The sequence below is a fragment of the Erwinia sorbitola genome, from assembly GCF_009738185.1.
GTDB classification, from domain to species: domain Bacteria; phylum Pseudomonadota; class Gammaproteobacteria; order Enterobacterales; family Enterobacteriaceae; genus Erwinia; species Erwinia sorbitola.
Genome location: NZ_CP046509.1, coordinates 2,433,070 through 2,454,704 on the forward strand (window position 1 = coordinate 2,433,070; position 21,635 = coordinate 2,454,704).

Below are 21,635 nucleotides of genomic sequence, written 5' to 3' on the forward strand. Positions count from 1 at the left end.
CATGCAGGAAACCGTACTCACTAAAATCGTCCAGGATAAAGCTCTCTGGCTGACAGAACGTCAGCAGCAGCAGCCGCTGGAGACTTTTCAGAATGATATAACGCCTTCTACCCGGAGTTTTTATGAGGCGCTGAAAGGTGCGCGCACCGTGTTTATTCTGGAGTGTAAAAAGGCGTCGCCATCAAAAGGCGTGATCCGTGCAGACTTTGATCCGGCAGTGATTGCCGAAGTGTACAAGCATTATGCCTCTGCCATTTCAGTGCTGACGGACGAGAAATACTTCCAGGGAAGCTTTGATTTTCTGCCCATCGTCAGCGCCATTGTGACTCAGCCGGTGCTGTGCAAAGATTTTATTATTGACCCGTATCAGATCTACCTGGCGCGTTATCACCAGGCTGATGCCATTCTGCTGATGCTGTCGGTATTGAACGACGATCAGTATCGTCAGCTTGCCGCCGTGGCACACAGTCTGAATATGGGCGTGTTAACGGAAGTTATCAGTGACGAAGAGCTGGAACGCGCCACGGCGCTGGGGGCGAAAGTGGTCGGGATTAATAACCGTGACCTGCGCGACCTCACAATCGATCTTGATCGCACCCGTCGCCTGGCCCCAAAGGTGGCCCATGGTGTAACCGTGATCAGCGAATCCGGCATTAACAGCTATGCACAGGTGCGCGAACTGAGCCACTTTGCTAACGGTTTCCTGATTGGTTCAGCGCTGATGTCTGAAGATGACCTCGCTGCTGCGGTACGCCGGGTTATTATTGGTGATAATAAAGTGTGTGGCCTGACCCGTGAGGAAGATGCCCGTGCTGCCCTGGAAGCGGGTGCCCTCTACGGCGGGCTGATTTTTGCCGAAGGTTCACCGCGTCAGATTAGCGTTGAGCATGCACAGCAGATCATTCCTGCGGCGGCACTGAAATATGTTGGGGTGTTTCGTAATAACAAAATAAGTGACGTTGTCACTTATTCTGAGCAGCTCAAGCTGGCAGCAGTACAGCTACACGGTGATGAAGACCGTGACTACGTAAACCAGCTGCGCGGCTTGTTACCCGAAAGCGTGCAAATCTGGAAAGCGTTCAGCATTCAAGAGAGCCTCCCCGCCCGCGACTGGGCTGGCGTTGACCGTTACGTGTTCGATCACGGCAATGGCGGCAGCGGTCAGGCGTTCGACTGGTCGCTGTTACAAGGTCAGCCGCTGGATAACGTGCTGCTGGCCGGCGGCCTCAGCGCAGAAAATTGTGTGCAGGCGGCACAGCTTGGCTGTGCGGGTCTCGACTTCAACTCCGGCGTGGAGAGTGCCCCCGGAGTGAAGGACGCAGGTAAAATTGCCTCAGTGTTTCAGACACTGAAAGCCTACTGATAAAGAGAAATAACATGACCAGATTAAATCCGTATTTTGGTGAGTTTGGCGGCATGTATGTGCCGCAGATCCTGATGCCTGCGCTGCTTCAGCTGGAAGATGCCTTTATCAGCGCCCAAAGCGATCCGGCGTTCCAGGCGGAATTTACCGACCTGCTGAAAAACTATGCGGGCCGCCCAACAGCACTGACGCTGTGTAAAAACCTGACTAAAGGCACCAAAACCCGCCTCTATCTGAAGCGCGAAGATCTGCTGCACGGCGGCGCGCACAAAACCAACCAGGTGCTGGGTCAGGCTTTACTGGCAAAACGCATGGGGAAAAACGAAATTATCGCCGAGACCGGTGCAGGCCAGCATGGCGTGGCATCTGCCCTTGCCAGCGCACTGCTTGGCCTGAAATGCCGTATCTATATGGGCGCTAAAGATATTGAGCGCCAGTCGCCGAACGTCTTTCGTATGAAGCTGATGGGCGCAGAGGTTATTCCCGTCCACAGCGGTTCCGCCACGCTGAAAGATGCCTGTAACGAAGCGCTGCGCGACTGGTCTGGCAGCTATGAAACCGCCCACTATATGCTGGGTACTGCCGCCGGCCCGCATCCGTTCCCGACTATCGTGCGTGAATTCCAGCGAATGATTGGTGAAGAAACCAAAGCACAGATTCTTGAAAAAGAGGGTCGCCTGCCGGATGCGCTGATCGCCTGTGTGGGTGGCGGTTCTAACGCCATCGGCATGTTTGCTGACTTTATTGATGATACCAGCGTCGGCCTGATCGGCGTTGAACCTGCCGGGCACGGTATCGAAAGCGGTGAGCACGGCGCGCCGCTGAAGCACGGTCGCGTTGGCATCTATTTCGGTATGAAGGCACCAATGATGCAGACGTCGGACGGACAGATAGAGGAGTCCTACTCTATTTCTGCCGGCCTCGACTTCCCATCCGTCGGGCCGCAGCATGCTCACCTCAACAGCATTGGCCGCGCTGATTATGTCTCGATTACCGATGATGAAGCGCTGGAGGCATTTAAAACTCTGTGCCGCAGCGAGGGGATTATTCCTGCTCTGGAGTCGTCACACGCGCTGGCTCATGCGCTGAAAATGATGCGGGAAAATCCAGAAAAAGAGCAACTGCTGGTGGTTAACCTTTCCGGCCGTGGTGACAAAGACATTTTTACCGTGCATGACATCTTTACTGCTAAGGGAGAAATCTGATGGAACGTTACGATCTCTGTTTTAAACGCCTGGCAGAGCGTAAAGAAGGCGCTTTCGTGCCTTTCGTCACCCTAGGTGACCCAACGCCGGAACTCTCTTTAAAGATTATTGATGCGCTGGTTGCCGGTGGCGCTGATGCCCTTGAGCTGGGCATCCCGTTCTCCGATCCGCTGGCGGATGGGCCAACTATCCAGAATGCCAACCTTCGTGCTTTTGCCGCAGGCGTGACACCGTCACACTGCTTTGAAATGCTGGCGGCTATTCGTCAGAAGTATCCGGAGCTGCCGGTTGGCCTGCTGATGTACGCAAACCTGGTGTTCTCTAACGGTATTGATAATTTCTATGCCCGTTGCCAGCAAGCGGGTGTCGATTCGGTACTGATTGCCGATGTCCCGGTTGAGGAGTCTGCGCCCTTCCGTCAGTCGGCTATGCGTCATAACATTGCGCCTATTTTTATCTGCCCGCCTAACGCCAGTGACGATCTGTTACGTGAGATTGCCTCACATGGCCGTGGCTATACCTATCTGCTGTCCCGTGCAGGCGTTACCGGTTCGGAAACCCGCGCCAATCTGCCACTAAAACATCTGGTGGATAAACTGCGTGAGTACCACGCCGCACCGGCTCTCCAGGGCTTTGGTATTTCTGAAGCAGCCCAGGTTAAAGAAGCGATCGGTTCCGGCGCTGCTGGCGCTATTTCAGGATCGGCGATTGTCAAAATCATCGAGCGAAATGTCTCTCATCCTGAGGTAATGCTGGAAGAACTGACTGCGTTCGCCCGCTCGCTGAAAGCTGCTACCCGCAGCTAAACTCTGTTAATGCCTTATCTGCGCGATAAGGCATTATTTTCTTTCTGTTTGTCACACTTGAAATTTGCTTTCCTCCCGACTGTGAACAACTATTATTGAGGATCGCAATTATGCGAGTTACTGCCTTTTGATGATGACAGGGAGAAGTGCAATGAAATTGTTTAAAGTCTTATCAGGTCTGGTTATTGCCGCTGTTGTAGCACTTTCCGTTAGCGCCTGCGCGCCATCGGCAACCAAAGAAGGAACCGGTGGTTATATTGACGATACGGTAGTGACAACAAAGGTGAAAGCGGAGCTGCTGGCCGACAAATCGCTGAAGTCGACAGAAATCAACGTTGAGACGTTTAAAGGTCGTGTGCAGTTGAGCGGTTTTGTCAGCTCACCGCAGGCAGCAAACCGTGCCGTGCAGCTGACGCGTGGTGTGGCGGGTGTGAAATCAGTCGTCAACAATATGCAGATCAAGTAGCTCAGGGTTTAGCTAAAAGGCGCGAATATCGCGCCTTTTTTTATTTCTGACGCACAACAAATCAGAAACGGTAACCCGCACCGAAGAAGAAGACGAACGGGTTAATGTGGGTATCAATGCTATGGCGTTCTGCACCCGCGTTGAAACGCACTTTGGTATTAATATCCATGTACCACAGTGAGGCGTTAATCATCCAGTCAGGCGTTAACTGATAGTCCAGCCCCAGCTGCCCGGCAACACCCCAGCTGTTTTTCACACTCAGATTACTCAGGCCCAGATCGCGACCGGTCTGGTTGAAGTCGGTATTGTAGAACATGGTGTAGTTCACACCGATACCCGCATAAGGCTGCCATTTACTGGTATCACCCATAAAGTACCACTGCGCCATTAACGTTGGCGGTAACTGATGAACGGTTGCCAGGGTGCCGGTTGCCCGCAGACCGACTTTATGGCGGAAAGGCGTCGCGCCCAGCAGTTCAACACCAATATGATCGGTAGCCATATAGGTAAAGGTCAGGCCAAGCTGGGTATTGTTTTTGACATCAAATTCACCCAGCCCAAGAACATTATCTGACCCGCCGGTTGGACGTACGGTAGCGGAACCAGCACGAATAAAGAAATCTCCGGCCTGGTGAGCAGAGGCCATAACTGGCAACAACGTGATAACAGATAGCGCTAATACCTTGAGTTTCATAACCACTCCTTTAGTTCAAGTTGTTGTACGCATATGGCCCGTTTCAGGCCCTTAAGCAAAATCACGACACATATTTACGCTGATTTACGCTAAAGGTCATGTGGATCAACCAACAAAAACTTGATAAAAAACATAGGCTTGATTTAGATCAAATTTCCCATACAAATAGCAAGGTTAATCTTATTGATCCAGAGTGGGTAAAGGGGTTTTTATATGATTTTGCTATTAACGGAGCAGCACACAAAAGCTGGCGCAGTTATTAAAAAAACGGTAATAGCTTCTTAAACCGAAAGTTATGTCAATCTGAGTGCCAGCACCCCACCGGAGCATGTACAATCGCCGGGTCTATAACACCGGCCTTTCAAGGAGAGTACATGTCTATCACGGCGGGTTCGCTATACCGTGACACGGGGAATTTTTTCCGTCATCAGCTGGTCACCATTTTACTGATGGCGCTATTAACCTCTTTTATTACCATGCTGATCGGCAAGGCATTTACGCCTGACGCCGAACAAATGCAGATCCTGGGTGATGGTGCCGCAGGTTCTGCCAGCAGCCTGATGGAAATGGTACAAAACATGTCGCCGGAGCAACAGCAGGTGTTGCTGCGTGCATCAGCAGCCGGGACTTTTGCCTCGATGGTCGGTAATGTGCTGCTGCTTGGCGGCATGCTGTGCCTGATCCCGATGGTCTCATCCGGGCAGCGTGTCAGCGCATTACGGGCGATTGGTGCCTCGGCACCTCTGTTACCGCGACTGCTGCTGATGACGTTTATTATGACTTTAGTGATTCAGCTAGGGTTTATGGTACTGGTGGTTCCGGGCGTACTGTTGGCGGTTACGCTGGCATTGTCACCGATGATTATGACCACTGAGAAAACCGGCGTTTTCGCAGCCATGCGTGCCAGCGTACGCCTGGGATGGAGCCAGATGAAGCTGGTCGCCCCTGCGGTTATTCTGTGGATTGTGGCCAAGCTGGTGGTGCTGCTGATGGCATCCTCCCTGCTGCGTTTACCACCTGATTTAGCATCGGTGCTGTTGAATGGCCTGAGCAATCTGGTGTCAGCCATACTGATTATCTATTTGTCACGCCTGTATATGCTGTTACGTTAATTAATTAGGAATGCCTCGACAGAGGCATTCCTGATTCATAATATTTCAGTTCAGACTGTTATTTGGAAGCCGCTATGAAGCAGTTACTCGACTTTCTTCCCCTTGTAGTATTTTTTATCTTCTACAAGCTGTATGACATCTTTGTTGCCTCCGGCGCGCTGATTGTGGCTTCGGCCCTTGCGCTGGTCGCAAGCTGGCTGCTGTATCGCAAGCTGGAAAAAATGTCACTGATTACCTTCGCTCTGGTCGCCATCTTTGGCACCCTGACGATTGCGCTACACAATCCTGACTTTATTAAATGGAAAGTCACCATTATTTACGGTTTGTTCGCTATCGCACTGCTGTTCAGCCAGTGGTTTATGCAGCAGCCTTTGATCCAGAAAATGCTCGGAAAAGAGATCCAGCTGCCGGAAATCGCCTGGCGACGTCTGAATATTGCCTGGGCCATTTTCTTCCTTGCCTGTGGCCTGGCAAATATCTACGTGGCGTTCTGGCTCTCGCAGGACACCTGGATGAACTTTAAAGTCTTCGGTCTGAGTGCATTAACTTTGCTGTTTACCCTGTTAAGCGGCGTCTATATTTACCGCCTGATGCCACAAGAAGAAAAATAAGCGTTTTAAGCCCGGCACTATACTGCCGGGCCTGTTTTTTTTACCGTCAGCAATGTCAGGATCACAGTAATGAGCGAAGAACAAAGAACACCTCAGGGTGAGATGGTGCTGCGCACCCTCGCCATGCCAGCTGACACCAACGCTAATGGCGATATTTTCGGTGGCTGGCTGATGTCGCAGATGGATATAGGCGGCGCTATTATGGCTAAGGAAATTGCTGAAGGGCGTGTGGTCACCGTGCGCGCCGACGGCATGACCTTTCTGAAGCCGGTAGCGGTTGGCGATGTCGTCTCATGTCATGCGCGCTGTATCCGCACCGGCACCAGCTCTATCACCATTAATATTGAAGTGTGGATAAAAAAGGTCGCTTCCGAACCTATCGGCCAGCGCTACTGCACCACCGAAGCGGTATTTATCTATGTTGCCGTTGATCCGGAAGGGAAACCGCGACCATTACCAGCAGATAAAAGTCATTTCACCCTGGACACTTCGCAGTAATTTCCAACCGTCAATTAGCCTGTAAATTTTTGTGTCACAGCCAGACAACTTCTGAGTGAATCCCCGGCTGCTTACATAAGTAAGTGACCGGGATTCACAGGTTTGCCGTCTTCCTGCCACTCAAATTTTTTGGGTATAAGCAGCCATGATGCAAAAGATACAGCAACTTTTATTCGATACTGCTGCCGCCGTTGATCTTAAAGACAATATTCATGGTGATATCTTTACCCGGTTTACCTGCTTCATAACGCCATTTGCGCATCGCCAGTTTCACTTCTCGTTCAAACATATTGCGCGGTTCTGCGGACAAAATACGGATGTTATCCACCTGCCCTGAGCTGTCAACGTCAAACTGGACGCGTACACGCCCTTCCACACGCAGCGCAAAGGCACGAGCAGGATAGGATGGCTTACCGACGTTCAGCGCCCTTGGGCCGGTTGAGACGGCCGTTGACGGTGCCTGCGAGGTCTTCGGTGCCGTGGAAGGTTTTGTCTGATCCGATGGCCGGGTTTCTGCCGGTGCTGCCGGACGCGGTTTGGTTTCCTGTTTCGGCTTCACCACCTCTTTCTTCACCGGCTTAGGCTTCGGTTTAGGTTTCGGCTTTGGCTCAGGTTTAGGGATCGGCACTGGCTCAGGCTTAGGAGGTTCCGGCGCGGGTTCAGGCTCCGGCTCAGGTTCTGGTTCAATAACAGGCGGTGCCGGCTGTGGCTCCGGTTGCACTTCAGGTGCCACCAACGACACGCTGATCGGCTGAGACGCTTTTGGCATTTCGACCACCTGATGAAATGAGGCGTACAGCAATGCCCCGATCACCGATCCATGCAGTACAAGCGAAATCAGCAATGGCAGAGGTGAGCGGCGAGGTAAATCAGTTATTAGCGTCGTCATAATCTTTCTGGTCAAAATGTGAAGGGGTGATTTTAAATGCAAATAGCAATCAATTTCAACAAGCACTCGCGTTGAATCATGCTTTTGCGCTTTAAAGCCGATCAACCTGACCTTTATCAAGGGCTAATTATCTTTCATTTGCACAAATGTTAACGATCACTTAACGTGATGCCGAATCTCATCCCAGACAGGAGTTCTGAAGGTGCTCTACGTAATTTACGCTGAAGATAATGCTGACTCACTGGAAAAACGCACCGCTGTGCGCCCCGCTCACCTTGCGCGCTTGCAGTTACTGCGTGATGAAGGTCGTCTGATTATCGCCGGGCCGATGCCTGTGGTGGACAGTAATGAACCGGGTGTCGCGGGCTTTAGCGGCTCTACGATTATTGCCGAGTTTCCTTCACTGGAATCAGCGCAATCATGGGCTCAGGATGATCCATACATCGCTGCGGGCGTGTACAAACAGGTTGATGTTAAACCCTTTAAACGTATTTTTTGATCGCTGCCGGCGGTTCTCTGAGCCGCCGGACAGGATATCTGGCTAGTGATGCTGAGTGATAAACAGAATCGAACGGCGCTGCTGCTGGCTGATCATATGACGGAAAGAGTGCATACGACCATATCGGCGTGACTGCCCTTCTAACCAACGTGCCCGGCGACGCTGAACCTGGCGACTCATGCGCCAGCGCGCAACTTCATTTCTGCTTCGTCTCATTACACCCTCTGTCTTCACATCTGTGTATGGTAAAACTCGCGACGCATTATAGACCTTTCTTTACGCCTAACAAGAGCCGATCTCTGTAAACTGAAGTGGTTAAAGGTTCCCAGCGTTGTCATCTGCACGTAAACTCCTAAGACTTCCGCGTGAACAGGACTTTCACTTAATGACCACTTTTTACAACCTGATGAGCTGGCTGCTGATTTTTGGTTACTGGCTACTGATTGCCAGTGTGACCCTGCGTATCCTGATGAAGCGCCGCGCGGTGCCCTCAGCTATGGCCTGGCTGTTGATTATCTATATTCTTCCGCTGGTCGGTATTATCGCTTATCTCTCCTTCGGTGAACTGCATCTGGGCAAGCGCCGGGCAGAGCGCGCGCGTACCATGTGGCCGTCAACGGCTCGCTGGCTCAACGAATTGAAATCCAGTCATCATATTTTTGCTGAGACCAATAGTGATGTTGCCCGTTCGCTGTTTCAGCTGTGTGAGAATCGTCAGGGCATCGCCGGGGTTAAGGGTAATCAGCTGCAACTGCTGACCAGCACGGACGACACCCTGCGCGCGCTGGTTCGGGATATTCAGCTGGCACGTCACAATATTGAGATGGTTTTTTATATCTGGCAGCCTGGCGGGCTGGCCGATGAAGTCGCGGAGGCGCTGATGGCCGCCGCCCGTCGTGGCGTCCACTGCCGCCTGATGCTTGATTCCGCGGGCAGCGTCAACTTTTTCCGTAGCCCGTGGCCAGCGATGATGCGTAACGCCGGGGTGGATGTGGTCGAAGCGCTTCGGGTCAGCCTGCTGCGTGTGTTTCTGCGGCGAATGGATTTGCGCCAGCACCGTAAGGTGGTACTCATCGATAATTATATTGCCTATACCGGCAGTATGAACCTGGTCGATCCGCGCTTCTTTAAGCAGGATGCCGGTGTTGGTCAGTGGGTGGATCTGATGGCACGAATGGAAGGCCCGGTAGCGACCACCATGGGTATTATTTACTCATGCGACTGGGAGATCGAGACGGGTAAACGTGTATTACCTCCTCCGCCCGATGATAACGTGATGCCTTTTGAAGCCGAGAGCGGTCATACCATTCAGGTGATCGCCTCAGGCCCTGGTTTCCCGGATGATATGATCCACCAGGCGCTGCTGACAGCGGTCTATTCAGCGCGTGAACAGCTGATCATGACTACCCCTTACTTTGTACCAAGCGATGATTTGCTGCATGCGATCTGTACGGCTGCTTATCGTGGTGTTGATGTCACTATTATTGTGCCGCGACGTAACGACTCGGTACTGGTTGGCTGGGCAAGCCGCGCCTTTTTTGGAGAATTGCTGGAAGCGGGAGTCAAAATCTATCAGTTCGAGGGAGGCCTGCTGCATACCAAAAGCATTCTGGTGGATGGGCAACTCAGTCTGGTAGGGACGGTTAATCTTGATATGCGCAGTCTGTGGCTGAATTTCGAAATTACGCTGGTGGTCGATGATGATGGTTTCGGCAGCGATCTGGCGCGGGTACAGGAAGATTATATCGCCCGTTCGCGGCTGGTTGACGCTAAACGCTGGGCACGTCGTGCTTACTGGCAGCGTATCGTTGAACGACTGTTTTACTTCTTCAGCCCGTTGCTGTAAAACGAGCGAAAATGCACAGCGCCCCACGGGCATGACAGGGAATATTATGGATTTGAACAATCGCCTTACCGAAGATGAGACGCTGGAACAGGCTTACGATATTTTTCTTGAGCTGGCGGTGGATAACCTGGATCCAGCCGATGTGATTCTCTTCAACCTTCAGTTTGAAGAGCGCGGCGGCGCAGAGCTGTACGATCCGGCTGAAGACTGGGCTGAACATGTAGACTTTGACCTTAATCCTGACTTCTTTGCCGAAGTCGTGATTGGTCTGGGTGAAGAGGACGGTGAACCGATTACCGATGTCTTTGCCCGCGTGCTGCTCTGCCGCGAGAAAGATCATAAAATCTGCCATATTTTGTGGAAAGAGTAAGCGGTTTATTACCCTGAGGCCCGGCGATGCCGGGCCTTATTTATGTTTATCCTCCAGCACACCGCCGCAATGCTTACAGTATTGGGCGTCATCATCATGCTGGGTCTGTTTACAGACTGAGCAACACCGTTTCTGGCGATTACGCTGCATCACATCGGTCATATAAGAACTCATCACTCCCGTAGGGATAGCTATCAGTGAATAGCCCAGCAATATTAATATTGATGAAATCATCCGCCCCAGCGGGGTATGCGGCGTGATATCCCCATAACCTACTGTCGTCATGGTCACCACCGCCCAGTAAACAGACACGGGCAGACTGGTAAAACCATGCTCTGGCCCTTCGATTACATACATCAGCCCGCCAAATACGCAGAGTATTATCATGACTCCGCCAAAGAACAAAAAAAGCTTTTTTCGGGCGCTGACCAGCGTATCCCACATAACATTGGCTGACCCCATGTAGCGCAATAGCTTGATTAATCTCAGCAGGCGCAGCACGCGTAACAGCCTTATCCCCATCATGTAACGCAGGGTAATATCTGGCCAGAGCCATAAGAAATAGAGCGGCAGCGTAGTGAGCAGATCTACCAGACCATAAAAACTAAAAATATAGTGGAAGGGTCGCGGCGTGGTCAGCACACGCAGCACATACTCCAGGCTGAAGAGCAGTGTAAAAATATATTCCAGCAGCAGGAATATGGAACCCTCTTTAATACTCAGACCAATGTTATGCGGCTCGGCAGACTCAATAAACAGCGTCAATACGCTGCATAGGGTGATAACCACCCAAAAAGCTTCAAAACGACGGCCGGCAGGGCTGTGGACGTCAAACAAAAACAGATAGAGACGCTGACGCCAACCCTGTTCCCCGTGACTCATGAATCCTCCAGAACTCCTCTATGATGCCTTATTACCAGGCATCACAGAGTCAATATCAAGCGCCATTCGGGGGGAATAAAAAAACCCGCATTGAAAGCTCAATGCGGGTTTGCGGGATAGCTGGAGTGAACTGGCGTCAGAGCGGATCGACTTTCAGGCACGAAACCGCATGGCGGAAACTGCCTTCAAGCAGAGGCCGGGTCTTCGCACATTCCGGCCCGGCTATCGGACAGCGCGTGCGGAACACGCAGCCAGATGGCGGATTAATTGGCGATGGCAGCTCCCCTTCCAGCAGTTGAATGACCTTCTGCTTCTCCAGATCCGGATCGGGAACCGGCACCGCTGACATCAGCGCCCGCGTGTATGGATGCTGCGGATTCTGATAGACCTCACTATAAGTGCCTAATTCCACCGCGTGCCCGAGGTACATCACCAGTACACGGTCGGAGATATGTTTTACTACCGCCAGATCGTGGGCAATAAAGATTAACGACAGGCCCATATCACGCTGCAACTGCTGTAACAGGTTTACCACCTGAGCCTGAATGGAGACATCCAGCGCCGATACCGGTTCATCACAGATAATCAGCTTTGGCTCAAGTATCAGCGCACGCGCAATACCGATACGCTGGCACTGGCCGCCAGAAAACTCATGGGGATAGCGGTTGATAAGATTAGGCAGCAGGCCAACTTTCAGCATCATCGCTTTAACCCGGTCTTTAACCTCCTGACGGGCCATCTTCGGATGGTAGGTGCGCAGCGGTTCTGCAATGATCTCACCGATGGTCATACGCGGGTTCAGAGAAGCCAGCGGATCCTGGAAAATCATCTGAATATCGCTACGCGCTGCGCGCCACTCATCAGCGCTCTGCCCCAGCAGATCGCGACCTAACCAGGCTACACGTCCATCGGTCGCTTTCACCAGCCCGATTATTGCCCTTGCCAGCGTCGATTTTCCGCAGCCGGATTCTCCCACCACCCCGAGTGTTTCACCTTCGTACAGGCGCAGGCTGACGCCATCGACTGCTTTCAGCGTTTTCGGCGGCTGCCAGAACCACTGACGCCCATCTTTAATATCGAAGTGCACCTTCAGATCGGCAATTTCCAGCAGCACTTTTTTTTCTGTAACGTCATTCATACCAGTGCCTCCACGGGTTTAAAGCAGGCACGCAGCCGCCCGTTGCCAAAGGCTTCCAGCGGCGGCGGATTGCTGCACTCCGCCATCGCATACGGGCAGCGTGGCTGGAAGGGACAGCCGGCGGGCAGGCGCAGCAGGTTGGGCGGATTACCCGGGATGGTCATCAGCGTTTCACCCTCATCCGCGTCCAGACGCGGTACGGCATTGAGCAGGCCTATCGAATAAGGATGGGAAGGCTGGTAGAAAACATCGCGTGCCTTACCATATTCCATGGTGCGCCCGGCGTACATCACCAGAACCTGATCGCAAATTCCCGCCACCACCCCAAGGTCATGGGTGATCATGATAATTGCAGTATTAAACTCGCGCTTCAGCTCGTTCAGCAGAGTCATGATCTGCGCCTGCACCGTGACATCAAGTGCTGTGGTTGGCTCATCGGCAATCAGCAGCTTTGGCCGGCACAGCAGCGCCATGGCGATCATCACTCGCTGGCGCATCCCGCCAGAAAATTCGTGCGGGAACATTTTCATGCGTTTGCGCGCTTCAGGCATTTTTACCGCATCGAGCATTCGCACCGACTCCTCAAACGCCTGCGCGTGGTTCAATCCCTTGTGCAGTTGCAGTACTTCCATCAGCTGCTCACCCACGCGCATATAGGGGTTCAGCGAGGTCATCGGATCCTGGAAAATCATCGCAATCTGTTCAGCACGCAGGCGGTTTAGCTGTTTCTCGGGCAGATTAAGAATTTCAGCACCGTTGAAACGCGCTGAACCACCAATGCGACCGTTGCTGGCCAGCAGGCCCATCAGGGCAAAGGCAGTTTGCGATTTACCTGAACCGGATTCGCCAACGATACCGAGGGTTTCACCGGCGCTCAGGCTGAAATTCAGGTCGTTAACCGCGGTGACATCCCCATCCGGGGTGCTGAATGTGACCCGCAGATCTTTGACATCCAGCAGCCGTTCGCTTCCCTGGGTTTTCGCCATTGCAGGCTTAAGTTCAATTACGCTCATCGGGAAACTCCTTAACGGTCTTTCGGATCGAGGGCATCACGCAGGCCATCGCCAATAAAGTTGAAACAGAACAGGGTGATCACCAAAAAACCGGCCGGATAAAGCAGCAGCCAGGGTGAAACCTCCATTGAGTTAGCACCGTCACTGAGTAACGCCCCCCAGCTGCTCAACGGCTCCTGAGTACCAAGGCCAAGGAAGCTGAGGAAGGATTCGAACAGGATCATGCTTGGCACCAGCAGCGAGGCGTATACCACCACCACACCGAGCACGTTAGGCACGATATGGCGCAGTACAATATTCAGCGTTGAGACCCCGCCCACTTCTGCCGCTTCGATAAACTCTTTGCGTTTCAGGCTCAGGGTCTGACCGCGCACAATACGCGCCATATCGAGCCACGACACCATACCGATGGCAACAAAAATCAGCAGGATGTTTTGACCAAAGAAGGTCACCAGCAGGATAACGAAGAACATAAACGGGAAGGAGTTGAGGATTTCCAGCACACGCATCATCACCGAGTCAGTTTTACCGCCCAGATAACCCGCCAGCGTGCCGTAGAGCGTACCCAGCACTACCGCCACCAGCGCAGCGGCAATTCCTACCATCAGAGAGATGCGTCCACCAATGGCGACACGCACCAGCAGGTCACGTCCTGAGGAGTCGGTTCCCATATAGTGGCCGGAGCTCATATCCGGTGCCGCCGACATCATCGCCCAGTCCGTATCGTCATAGGTAAAAGCTGACAACATCGGGGCAAAAATGACAAACAGCGCCACCAGCAGCAGCACAAACAGGCTGGCGACCGCAGCACGGTTATGGATAAACCGTCGGCGCGCATCCTGCCACAGGCTGCGCCCTTCTATCTCAAGCTTTTCACTGAAGTTATCCAGAGCTTCGCTGTTTTTCTTAGCAAAAATCATCTCAAGCCCCCGGATCAGTAGCGAATTTTTGGATCGATGACCGCATACAGCACGTCAACAATCGCATTGAACAGAATGGTCAGCGCTCCGACCAGAATGGTCAGGCTCAGTACCAGCGAGTAGTCACGGTTCAGCGCACCATTCACAAACAGCTGGCCGATACCCGGAAGACCATAAATAGTCTCAATAACCATTGAACCGGTAATGATGCCGACAAAGGCGGGTCCAAGGTAGGAGAGCACCGGCAGCAGCGCAGGTTTCAGCGCATGGCGTAAGACGATGCGGTGCATCGGCAGCCCTTTAGCACGTGCGGTACGAATAAAGTTAGAGTGCAGCACTTCGATCATCGAACCACGGGTAATGCGCGCAATACTGGCGATATAAGCCAGCGACAGCGCCACCATTGGCAGGATCATAAATTTCAGCGCCCCACCGTTCCAGCCGCCCCCGGGCAGCCATTTCAGGGTAATGGAGAACAGCAGCACCAGCAGCGGCGCAACGACAAAACTGGGTATGACTATCCCGGTCATCGCAACGCCCATAACCGCGTAGTCCCACCTGGTGTTTTGCTTCAGCGCGGCGATAACCCCGGCGCTCACCCCCAGTACCAGAGCAAACAGAAACGCCGCCGCCCCCAGTTTGGCTGAGACTGGGAAGGAACCGGCCACCAGATCGTTGACCGTATAATCTTTGTATTTAAACGAAGGGCCAAAATCCCCGTGCGCCAGCTGCTGGAGATAGTTGAGGTACTGCTTCCACATCGGGTCGTTTAAATGGTATTTGGCTTCAATATTCGCCATAACCTCAGGCGTCAGCTGCCTTTCCCCGGTAAACGGACTGCCGGGTGCCAAACGCATCATAAAGAATGAGATGGTAATCAGAATAAATAGCGTCGGAATCGCTTCCAGAAAACGACGCAGAATGAATTTTAACATTGCCCGTACCTGCTGGCTTTAAGCGCAGAGGAGCCCCCCTGCGCTGACATTGCTTTAACAGGGCAGCAAAGCCGCCCGAATTTTTAGTGCTTGATGATGTAGAGATCTTTATCGTGGCTGTTATCCAGCGGATCTTTACCGGTGTAGCCGCCGACGTAAGGTTTCACTAAGCGCAGATTTTTATAGTAGTAAACCGGAACGATGGCAGAGTCTTTGTCCAGTTGCTTTTCAGCCTCTGCATAGACTTCGGCACGCTTCGTTTCATCACCTGCGGCTAATGCCGTTGACATAATTTTGTCAAACGCCGGGCTTTTATAGTGGGATGTGTTGTTGCTGCTGTCTGACAGCATGATATTCAGGAAGCTGGTAGGTTCGTTGTAGTCTGCGCACCAGGCGGCACGTGCCACGTCAAAGGTGCCCTGATGACGGGTATCGAGGAAGGTTTTCCACTCCTGATTTTGCAGCTTAACGTTAACACCGAGGTTTTTCTTCCAGATGGAAGCGGCAGCAATCGCCAGCTTCTTATGCAGATCGGAGGTGTTATATAGCAGGTCAAAGGTCAGAGGTTTATCAGCGGTGTAGCCCGCTTCCGCCAGCAATTTTTTCGCCTCTTCGTTACGTTTTTCCTGGCTCCAGCCAATCCACTCTGGCTTATCCAGCTTGATGCCATCGGTAAATGGTGGCGTGAAGCTATAGGCAGGATCCTCATCCTGCGCCTTTACCTTATTAACGATGATGTCACGATCCAGACCCAGTTTCAGCGCGGTACGCACGCGCGCATCATTAAACGGAGGTTTCTGGTTATTGATCTCGTAATAGTAGGTACAGAGATACGGGTCGGCGTGAATCTCTTTCGGAATTTCTCTTTTCAGCTTCTGATAAAGCTCAATCGGCAGGTAGTTGTAGGTGATATCACTGCCGCCGCTGCGGTAACGGTTAGTATCCGTCACCTCTGAGGAGATTGGCAGGAAGGTGACCTGGTTCAGCACGGTGTGCTCGTTATCCCAGTATTGCGGGTTACGCTCCACCACAATACGCTCGTTGACCACCCACTCTTTCAGTTTAAATGCACCATTGCCGACGAAATTCGCGGGCTGAGTCCACTTCTCACCGAATTTTTCAATAGCAGGCTTGTAGACCGGGGACATTGAAGGATGGATCAGCAGCTTGTAGAAATAAGGTACGGCATCGCTTAGTGTGACTTCCAGCGTGTGCTCATCGATTGCCTTCACACCCAGCGTATCCGGTGATTTTTTACCGGCAATAATATCGTCAACATTCAGCAGATGACCATACTGTAAATAACTGGCATACGGTGAAGCGGTTTTAGGATCGGCCAGACGCTGCCAGCTGTAGACGAAATCCTGTGCGGTAACTGGTTCGCCATTCGACCATTTTGCATTGTTGCGCAGGTGGAATATCCACACTTTGCCGCCGTCTTTATTTTCCCAGCTCTCTGCAACGCCAGGGATGATCTTGCCGTCTGCATCGTTAATCACCAGGCCTTCTAATACGTCACGGTTCACGTTAGATTCCGGAACGCCTTCAATTTTGTGCGGGTCAAGGGATTGCAGTTCCGCGCCATTGCCTCTTACCAGCTCCTGCTTTTCAGCCAGCTGCACTCCCGCCGGGACGTTTGCGGCATACGCCAGGTTGGCGGTCAGCGCCGCCATCACGCCAGCGGCGATCAGACTCTTCTTCGTGATGTTGATCATGTTTTACCTACTCCAGTTTTTATTAATACCGACGTGTGCCGGGCACCGCGGTTACCCCATTTGCGGGAAAACTTCACCGGGCGGCGGAACGAGGCCGCCCGGCTTGTTTTTTTATACTCTGTTTTTACTGAGGACTGCTTGCTATCACCTTTCAACGCCCGGCCAGGCCGCACGCTGTCGTGTAGGTTCAGATAGTTAATCTGGGCTGCCGCTGGTCAGGGCCTTTTGCCTCTGCCCCTTGAATTGCATTTCCAGTGCCACTTTTTACCCATACCACTAAAAAATTATCAGAAGGACTCCATATCCGCTAAAGCTAAATAGCAAAAATGTTAACCATTTCTCTTTTATCATGATAAAAAGCAGGGGCAAAGCGTTATTTAATATAGAAAAATAACAGTTAAGCTGATGAAAACAAGGCATAAAGGAGAGATGTAATTCGAAAAAGGGTAAAAAGAGAACATTTTATGGGCGTTTTTTGAACAAATATCGTAAACAATCGGCTGATATTATTAGTAATGCTGGATTAGGAACAAAATACAGCAGTTAAATCCATAACCTTCAACGTTGACAACGCGTTGTAATGTTAAAAAAATCACATCCGCTATAAACACATACACGCCTGCGCCGTTTGCAGTAATTACATTAATAGTTCAGCGAACAATGTAAGATAAATGAATAAATGCACCAAAATAATCCACCAAAATGGCACATCGCACTTTTATGGTGCAATTTTAAAACGAGCGTTAAAAAAAAAGCGCATTAAATGCGCTTCAGATTCATGATTTCAGTATTTTAACCGGGTTAACTTACCAGCCCCGGGAACAGTGCCCTGATACCAGTGACAACAAATTCAATCCCTAACGCCATTAATAGTAAGCCCATTATACGGGTAACTACGTTGATGCCGGTTTGCCCCAGCACTCTTACCATCAGGGGCGCTGCGCGGAATAACAGCCAGCAGCAGAAGGCAAACAGAGCGATTGCCACAGTGAATCCCAGCAGGTTTAGCCAGCTGTGATAGCGCGTACTCCAGACAATTGTCGAACTGATGGCGCCCGGGCCAGCCATCAGCGGCAGCGCCAGAGGCACCACGCCGATACTCTCGCGGTTAGCGCTTTCTGACTTCTCCTGCTTGTTCTGTTTATCCTCACCCAGTTTTCCGCTGATCATTGACATGGCGATAGTCACTACCAGAATGCCGCCAGCAATGCGGAAGGAATCAATCGAGATACCGAAAATATGCAGAATGGCATCGCCAAGAAACAGTGCAGTCCACAGGATAATCGCTACTGACAGGTTGGCCGTCAGATTAGTTTTGTTTCTCGCTGCCGGAATCTGATAGCTGGTCATACTAATGAATACCGGGATGATCCCAATGGGATTGACCAGGGCAAACAGGCCAACAAAAAACTTGATGTAGCCAGAGAGATCTAAAAGTGCAGGATTCACACGCGCTCCTGTAGAGGACGGATTGTTGCCGGCTAATGTAATGGAAAACCCCGATAATGACTATCCCCAAAACACTGGAATATCACACCAAATAATCACCAGCCTGCCAGTTTTTTACACTGACAACCTCTTAGTTAACAGCATAATAAAAAGATGGCGACTGTCGATTTTTTATGCAGTGAGGAAATTTGCAGCAGACCGCTTTTTTGCACCAGCTGAAAGGTATCAGCTTACATAATTTATGATCTACATCATGTTTTACACCAGGCACAAACGTTATGCTCAAGACATCAAAAGAAGTTGGTAACGTAGCGAAAGAAGTTGATAACAAGACTCAACCATAGACTCTTTTAGTAAACCTATTAGAACCTTTTTAGTCTTCGGCAAGCTCATTGCGAGCAGTGTTGGCTGACATGACTATAATTGCTAGTTCTGAACTTGTTTACTAATAGAGTTTAACTTCCAGGAGAGCCTCATGGCCGTTACTAATATCGCTGAACTTAACGCACTTGTTGAACGTGTTAAACAAGCACAGCGCGAATATGCCAACTTTACTCAAGAACAAGTCGACAAGATTTTCAGGGCGGCTGCGTTTGCAGCAGCAGATGCCCGAATCCCACTGGCCAAGATGGCCGTAGCCGAGTCAGGCATGGGTATTGTTGAAGATAAAGTTATCAAAAACCACTTCGCTTCCGAATACATCTATAACGCCTACAAAGACGAAAAAACCTGCGGTATCCTCGATACTGATGATACTTTCGGCACAATTACTATCGCAGAACCAACCGGCATCATCTGCGGTATCGTCCCAACAACTAACCCAACGTCTACCGCCATCTTTAAAGCGCTGATCAGCCTTAAGACCCGCAACGGGATCATCTTCTCGCCACACCCACGCGCTAAAAATGCCACTAATAAAGCAGCAGACATTGTGTTGCAGGCAGCAATTGCGGCCGGTGCACCTAAAGATATTATCGGCTGGATCGATGTCCCGTCTGTTGAGCTGTCAAATCAGTTGATGCACCACCCTGATATCAACCTGATTCTGGCGACCGGTGGCCCAGGCATGGTAAAAGCTGCATACAGCTCTGGTAAACCAGCTATCGGCGTAGGTGCTGGTAATACTCCAGTTGTGGTAGACGAAACTGCGGATATCAAGCGTGCCGTTGCCTCTATTCTGATGTCGAAGACTTTCGATAACGGCGTAATTTGTGCTTCCGAGCAGTCAGTTATTGTCGTTGATAGTGTCTATGATGCAGTGCGCGCTCGTTTCGCCAGCCACGGCGGCTATATGTTGCAGGGCAGCGAACTGAAAGCCGTTCAGGACATCATTCTGAAAAATGGCGCACTGAATGCCGCTATCGTTGGTCAGCCAGCAACCAAAATTGCAGAAATGGCGGGTATCAGCGTTCCGCTAAATACCAAAATTCTGATTGGTGAAGTGCAGCTGGTTGATGAGACTGAGCCATTCGCTCATGAAAAACTCTCCCCTACCCTTGCCATGTACCGTGCTAAAGACTTCAATGATGCGGTCAGCAAAGCAGAAAAACTGGTAGCAATGGGTGGTATCGGCCATACCTCTTGCCTGTATACCGACCAGGATAACCAGCGTGAACGCGTGAACTACTTCGGCGACAAAATGAAGACCGCGCGTATCCTGATCAACACCCCTGCATCTCAGGGTGGTATCGGTGACCTGTACAACTTTAAACTCGCACCATCACTGACCCTGGGCTGCGGCTCATGGGGTGGTAACTCGATTTCTGAAAACGTCGGACCAAAACATCTGATTAACAAGAAAACCGTGGCCAAGCGAGCAGAGAATATGTTGTGGCACAAGCTTCCTAAGTCTATCTATTTCCGTCGTGGCTCACTGCCAATTGCACTGGATGAAGTTGCGACCGATGGTGCAAAACGCGCCTTTATCGTTACCGACCGTTTCCTGTTCAACAACGGTTATGCAGACCAGATTGTCGACGTGCTGAAAGCTCGTGGCGTTGAAACTGAAGTGTTCTTCGAAGTTGAAGCTGACCCAACGCTGAGTATCGTTCGTAAAGGTGCGGAACAGATGCACTCGTTCAAACCAGACGTGATTATCGCCCTCGGCGGTGGTTCTCCGATGGATGCGGCGAAAATCATGTGGGTGATGTACGAACATCCTGAAACTCATTTCGAAGATTTGGCGCTGCGCTTTATGGATATCCGTAAACGTATCTACAAGTTCCCGAAAATGGGCGTGAAAGCGAAGATGATTGCGGTCACTACCACTTCAGGTACAGGTTCCGAAGTGACACCATTCGCAGTGGTAACTGATGACGTAACTGGCCAGAAATACCCACTGGCTGACTACGCTCTGACTCCGGACATGGCAATTGTTGATGCTAACCTGGTAATGAATATGCCGAAATCCCTGTGCGCCTTCGGCGGACTGGATGCGGTAACTCACGCACTGGAAGCATACGTATCAGTACTGGCGAACGAATACTCAGACGGTCAGGCACTTCAGGCGCTGAAACTGTTGCAGGAAAATCTGCCAGCCAGCTATAACGAAGGGGCGAAAAACCCGGTTGCCCGTGAGCGCGTTCACAACGCTGCCACCATTGCCGGTATCGCCTTTGCCAACGCCTTCCTCGGTGTCTGTCACTCAATGGCGCATAAACTGGGTTCTGAGTTCCATATCCCACACGGCCTGGCGAACTCACTGTTGATCTGTAACGTTATCCGCTATAACGCCAACGACAACCCAACCAAACAGACTGCTTTCAGCCAGTACGACCGCCCTCAGGCACGTCGTCGTTACGCTGAAATCGCCGATCACCTGCGCCTCAGCGCTCCTGGTGACCGTACCGCGCAGAAAATTGAAAAACTGCTGGTCTGGCTGGATGGAATGAAAGCGGAGCTGGGTATTCCTAAATCCATCCGCGAAGCTGGCGTTCAGGAAGCAGACTTCCTGGCTAAAGTGGATAAACTGGCTGACGATGCGTTCGATGACCAGTGTACTGGCGCTAACCCGCGTTATCCGCTGATTGCTGAACTGAAACAGATTATGCTGGATAGTTTCTACGGTCGTGACTTTGTTGAACCTTTTGATAATGCAGCGGCAGCAGTAACTGCAACAGAAGTTCCGGTTGAAGCAAAGAAAGCAGATCGTAAAGTAAAACGCTAAGTCATCCGTGACACAAAAAAACCCGCCAAATGGCGGGTTTTTTTATACATATAAATAG

21 protein-coding genes are annotated in these 21,635 nt (G+C 51.4%); 11 read left to right on the forward strand and 10 right to left on the reverse strand.

The genetic code is table 11. The features are described from left to right. Position 1 precedes the first annotated feature (1 nt). From trpCF to GN242_RS10830, 4 genes are all read left to right on the forward strand, one after another. A complete protein-coding gene (gene trpCF, locus GN242_RS10815) occupies positions 2–1,363 on the forward strand; it encodes a bifunctional indole-3-glycerol-phosphate synthase TrpC/phosphoribosylanthranilate isomerase TrpF (RefSeq protein WP_156287471.1) in 1,362 nt (453 codons plus the stop codon). Positions 1,364–1,377: 14 nt separating this feature from the next. Continuing rightward, positions 1,378–2,568: a tryptophan synthase subunit beta gene (trpB, locus tag GN242_RS10820; protein ID WP_156287472.1), complete on the forward strand. Its 1,191-nt coding sequence runs from the start codon at positions 1,378–1,380 to the stop codon at positions 2,566–2,568. After that, complete coding sequence (gene trpA / locus GN242_RS10825; RefSeq protein ID WP_154751078.1) at positions 2,568–3,374, forward strand: tryptophan synthase subunit alpha; 807 nt, start codon at positions 2,568–2,570, stop codon at positions 3,372–3,374. The genes trpB and trpA overlap by 1 nt, the downstream gene beginning before the upstream one ends. 151 nt (positions 3,375–3,525) lie before the next feature. Continuing rightward, the gene (locus GN242_RS10830) at positions 3,526–3,840 is read left to right on the forward strand and encodes a BON domain-containing protein (RefSeq protein WP_154751077.1); all 315 of its coding nucleotides are present in this window, start codon (positions 3,526–3,528) and stop codon (positions 3,838–3,840) included. Positions 3,841–3,901: 61 nt separating this feature from the next. Here GN242_RS10830 and ompW read toward each other — a convergent pair whose 3' ends face one another. Next, positions 3,902–4,534, reverse strand: coding sequence for an outer membrane protein OmpW (ompW, locus tag GN242_RS10835; RefSeq protein WP_154751076.1), 633 nt, complete (start codon positions 4,532–4,534; stop codon positions 3,902–3,904). 374 nt (positions 4,535–4,908) lie between these two features. Here ompW and GN242_RS10840 point away from each other — a divergent pair, with 374 nt between their 5' ends. From GN242_RS10840 to yciA, 3 genes are all read left to right on the forward strand, one after another. Next, positions 4,909–5,646 (forward strand): YciC family protein, encoded by a 738-nt coding sequence (locus tag GN242_RS10840; RefSeq protein WP_154751075.1) that lies wholly within the window; start codon positions 4,909–4,911, stop codon positions 5,644–5,646. Between the two features lie 74 nt (positions 5,647–5,720). Beyond that, on the forward strand, positions 5,721–6,257 hold the full coding sequence (locus tag GN242_RS10845) for a septation protein A (protein WP_154751074.1): 537 nt from the start codon (positions 5,721–5,723) through the stop codon (positions 6,255–6,257). Between the two features lie 69 nt (positions 6,258–6,326). Beyond that, entirely contained in the window at positions 6,327–6,755 is a 429-nt protein-coding gene (yciA, locus tag GN242_RS10850) for an acyl-CoA thioester hydrolase YciA (protein WP_156287473.1), read from the forward strand. 169 nt (positions 6,756–6,924) lie between these two features. Here the strand turns inward: yciA and tonB are convergent, their stop codons facing one another. After that, the gene (tonB, locus tag GN242_RS10855; RefSeq protein WP_154751072.1) at positions 6,925–7,644 is read right to left on the reverse strand and encodes a TonB system transport protein TonB; all 720 of its coding nucleotides are present in this window, start codon (positions 7,642–7,644) and stop codon (positions 6,925–6,927) included. 202 nt (positions 7,645–7,846) lie between these two features. Between tonB and GN242_RS10860 the strand changes: the two genes are divergently transcribed. Then, positions 7,847–8,143: a YciI family protein gene (locus GN242_RS10860; RefSeq protein WP_156287474.1), complete on the forward strand. Its 297-nt coding sequence runs from the start codon at positions 7,847–7,849 to the stop codon at positions 8,141–8,143. Between the two features lie 42 nt (positions 8,144–8,185). Here GN242_RS10860 and GN242_RS10865 read toward each other — a convergent pair whose 3' ends face one another. Continuing rightward, positions 8,186–8,359 (reverse strand): YciY family protein, encoded by a 174-nt coding sequence (locus tag GN242_RS10865; protein WP_154751070.1) that lies wholly within the window; start codon positions 8,357–8,359, stop codon positions 8,186–8,188. 169 nt (positions 8,360–8,528) lie between these two features. On the opposite strand from GN242_RS10865, the gene cls reads away from it, so the two are divergent. Together cls and GN242_RS10875 are read left to right on the forward strand one after the other, a co-directional pair. Beyond that, on the forward strand, positions 8,529–9,989 hold the full coding sequence (gene cls, locus GN242_RS10870; RefSeq protein ID WP_154751069.1) for a cardiolipin synthase: 1,461 nt from the start codon (positions 8,529–8,531) through the stop codon (positions 9,987–9,989). Between the two features lie 46 nt (positions 9,990–10,035). Next, the gene (locus GN242_RS10875) at positions 10,036–10,359 is read left to right on the forward strand and encodes an HI1450 family dsDNA-mimic protein (protein ID WP_154751068.1); all 324 of its coding nucleotides are present in this window, start codon (positions 10,036–10,038) and stop codon (positions 10,357–10,359) included. A 36-nt stretch (positions 10,360–10,395) separates the two neighbouring features. Here the strand turns inward: GN242_RS10875 and GN242_RS10880 are convergent, their stop codons facing one another. From GN242_RS10880 to GN242_RS10910, 7 genes are all read right to left on the reverse strand, one after another. After that, on the reverse strand, positions 10,396–11,241 hold the full coding sequence (locus GN242_RS10880) for an ion transporter (protein ID WP_154751067.1): 846 nt from the start codon (positions 11,239–11,241) through the stop codon (positions 10,396–10,398). Positions 11,242–11,377: 136 nt separating this feature from the next. Beyond that, the gene (gene oppF / locus GN242_RS10885; RefSeq protein ID WP_154751066.1) at positions 11,378–12,379 is read right to left on the reverse strand and encodes a murein tripeptide/oligopeptide ABC transporter ATP binding protein OppF; all 1,002 of its coding nucleotides are present in this window, start codon (positions 12,377–12,379) and stop codon (positions 11,378–11,380) included. Continuing rightward, a complete protein-coding gene (locus GN242_RS10890) occupies positions 12,376–13,392 on the reverse strand; it encodes an ABC transporter ATP-binding protein (RefSeq protein ID WP_154751065.1) in 1,017 nt (338 codons plus the stop codon). Before GN242_RS10890 ends, oppF begins: the two co-directional genes overlap by 4 nt. An 11-nt stretch (positions 13,393–13,403) precedes the next feature. Continuing rightward, the gene (gene oppC, locus GN242_RS10895) at positions 13,404–14,312 is read right to left on the reverse strand and encodes an oligopeptide ABC transporter permease OppC (RefSeq protein WP_154751064.1); all 909 of its coding nucleotides are present in this window, start codon (positions 14,310–14,312) and stop codon (positions 13,404–13,406) included. A gap of 14 nt (positions 14,313–14,326) precedes the next feature. Continuing rightward, positions 14,327–15,247, reverse strand: coding sequence for an oligopeptide ABC transporter permease OppB (oppB, locus tag GN242_RS10900; protein ID WP_154751063.1), 921 nt, complete (start codon positions 15,245–15,247; stop codon positions 14,327–14,329). Positions 15,248–15,330: 83 nt separating this feature from the next. Then, complete coding sequence (gene oppA, locus GN242_RS10905) at positions 15,331–16,962, reverse strand: oligopeptide ABC transporter substrate-binding protein OppA (protein ID WP_156287475.1); 1,632 nt, start codon at positions 16,960–16,962, stop codon at positions 15,331–15,333. Between the two features lie 801 nt (positions 16,963–17,763). Then, entirely contained in the window at positions 17,764–18,411 is a 648-nt protein-coding gene (locus GN242_RS10910; protein ID WP_156287476.1) for a YchE family NAAT transporter, read from the reverse strand. A 475-nt stretch (positions 18,412–18,886) separates the two neighbouring features. Here GN242_RS10910 and adhE point away from each other — a divergent pair, with 475 nt between their 5' ends. After that, positions 18,887–21,577, forward strand: coding sequence for a bifunctional acetaldehyde-CoA/alcohol dehydrogenase (gene adhE, locus GN242_RS10915; protein WP_154751061.1), 2,691 nt, complete (start codon positions 18,887–18,889; stop codon positions 21,575–21,577). The last annotated feature ends 58 nt before the right edge of the window (positions 21,578–21,635 follow it).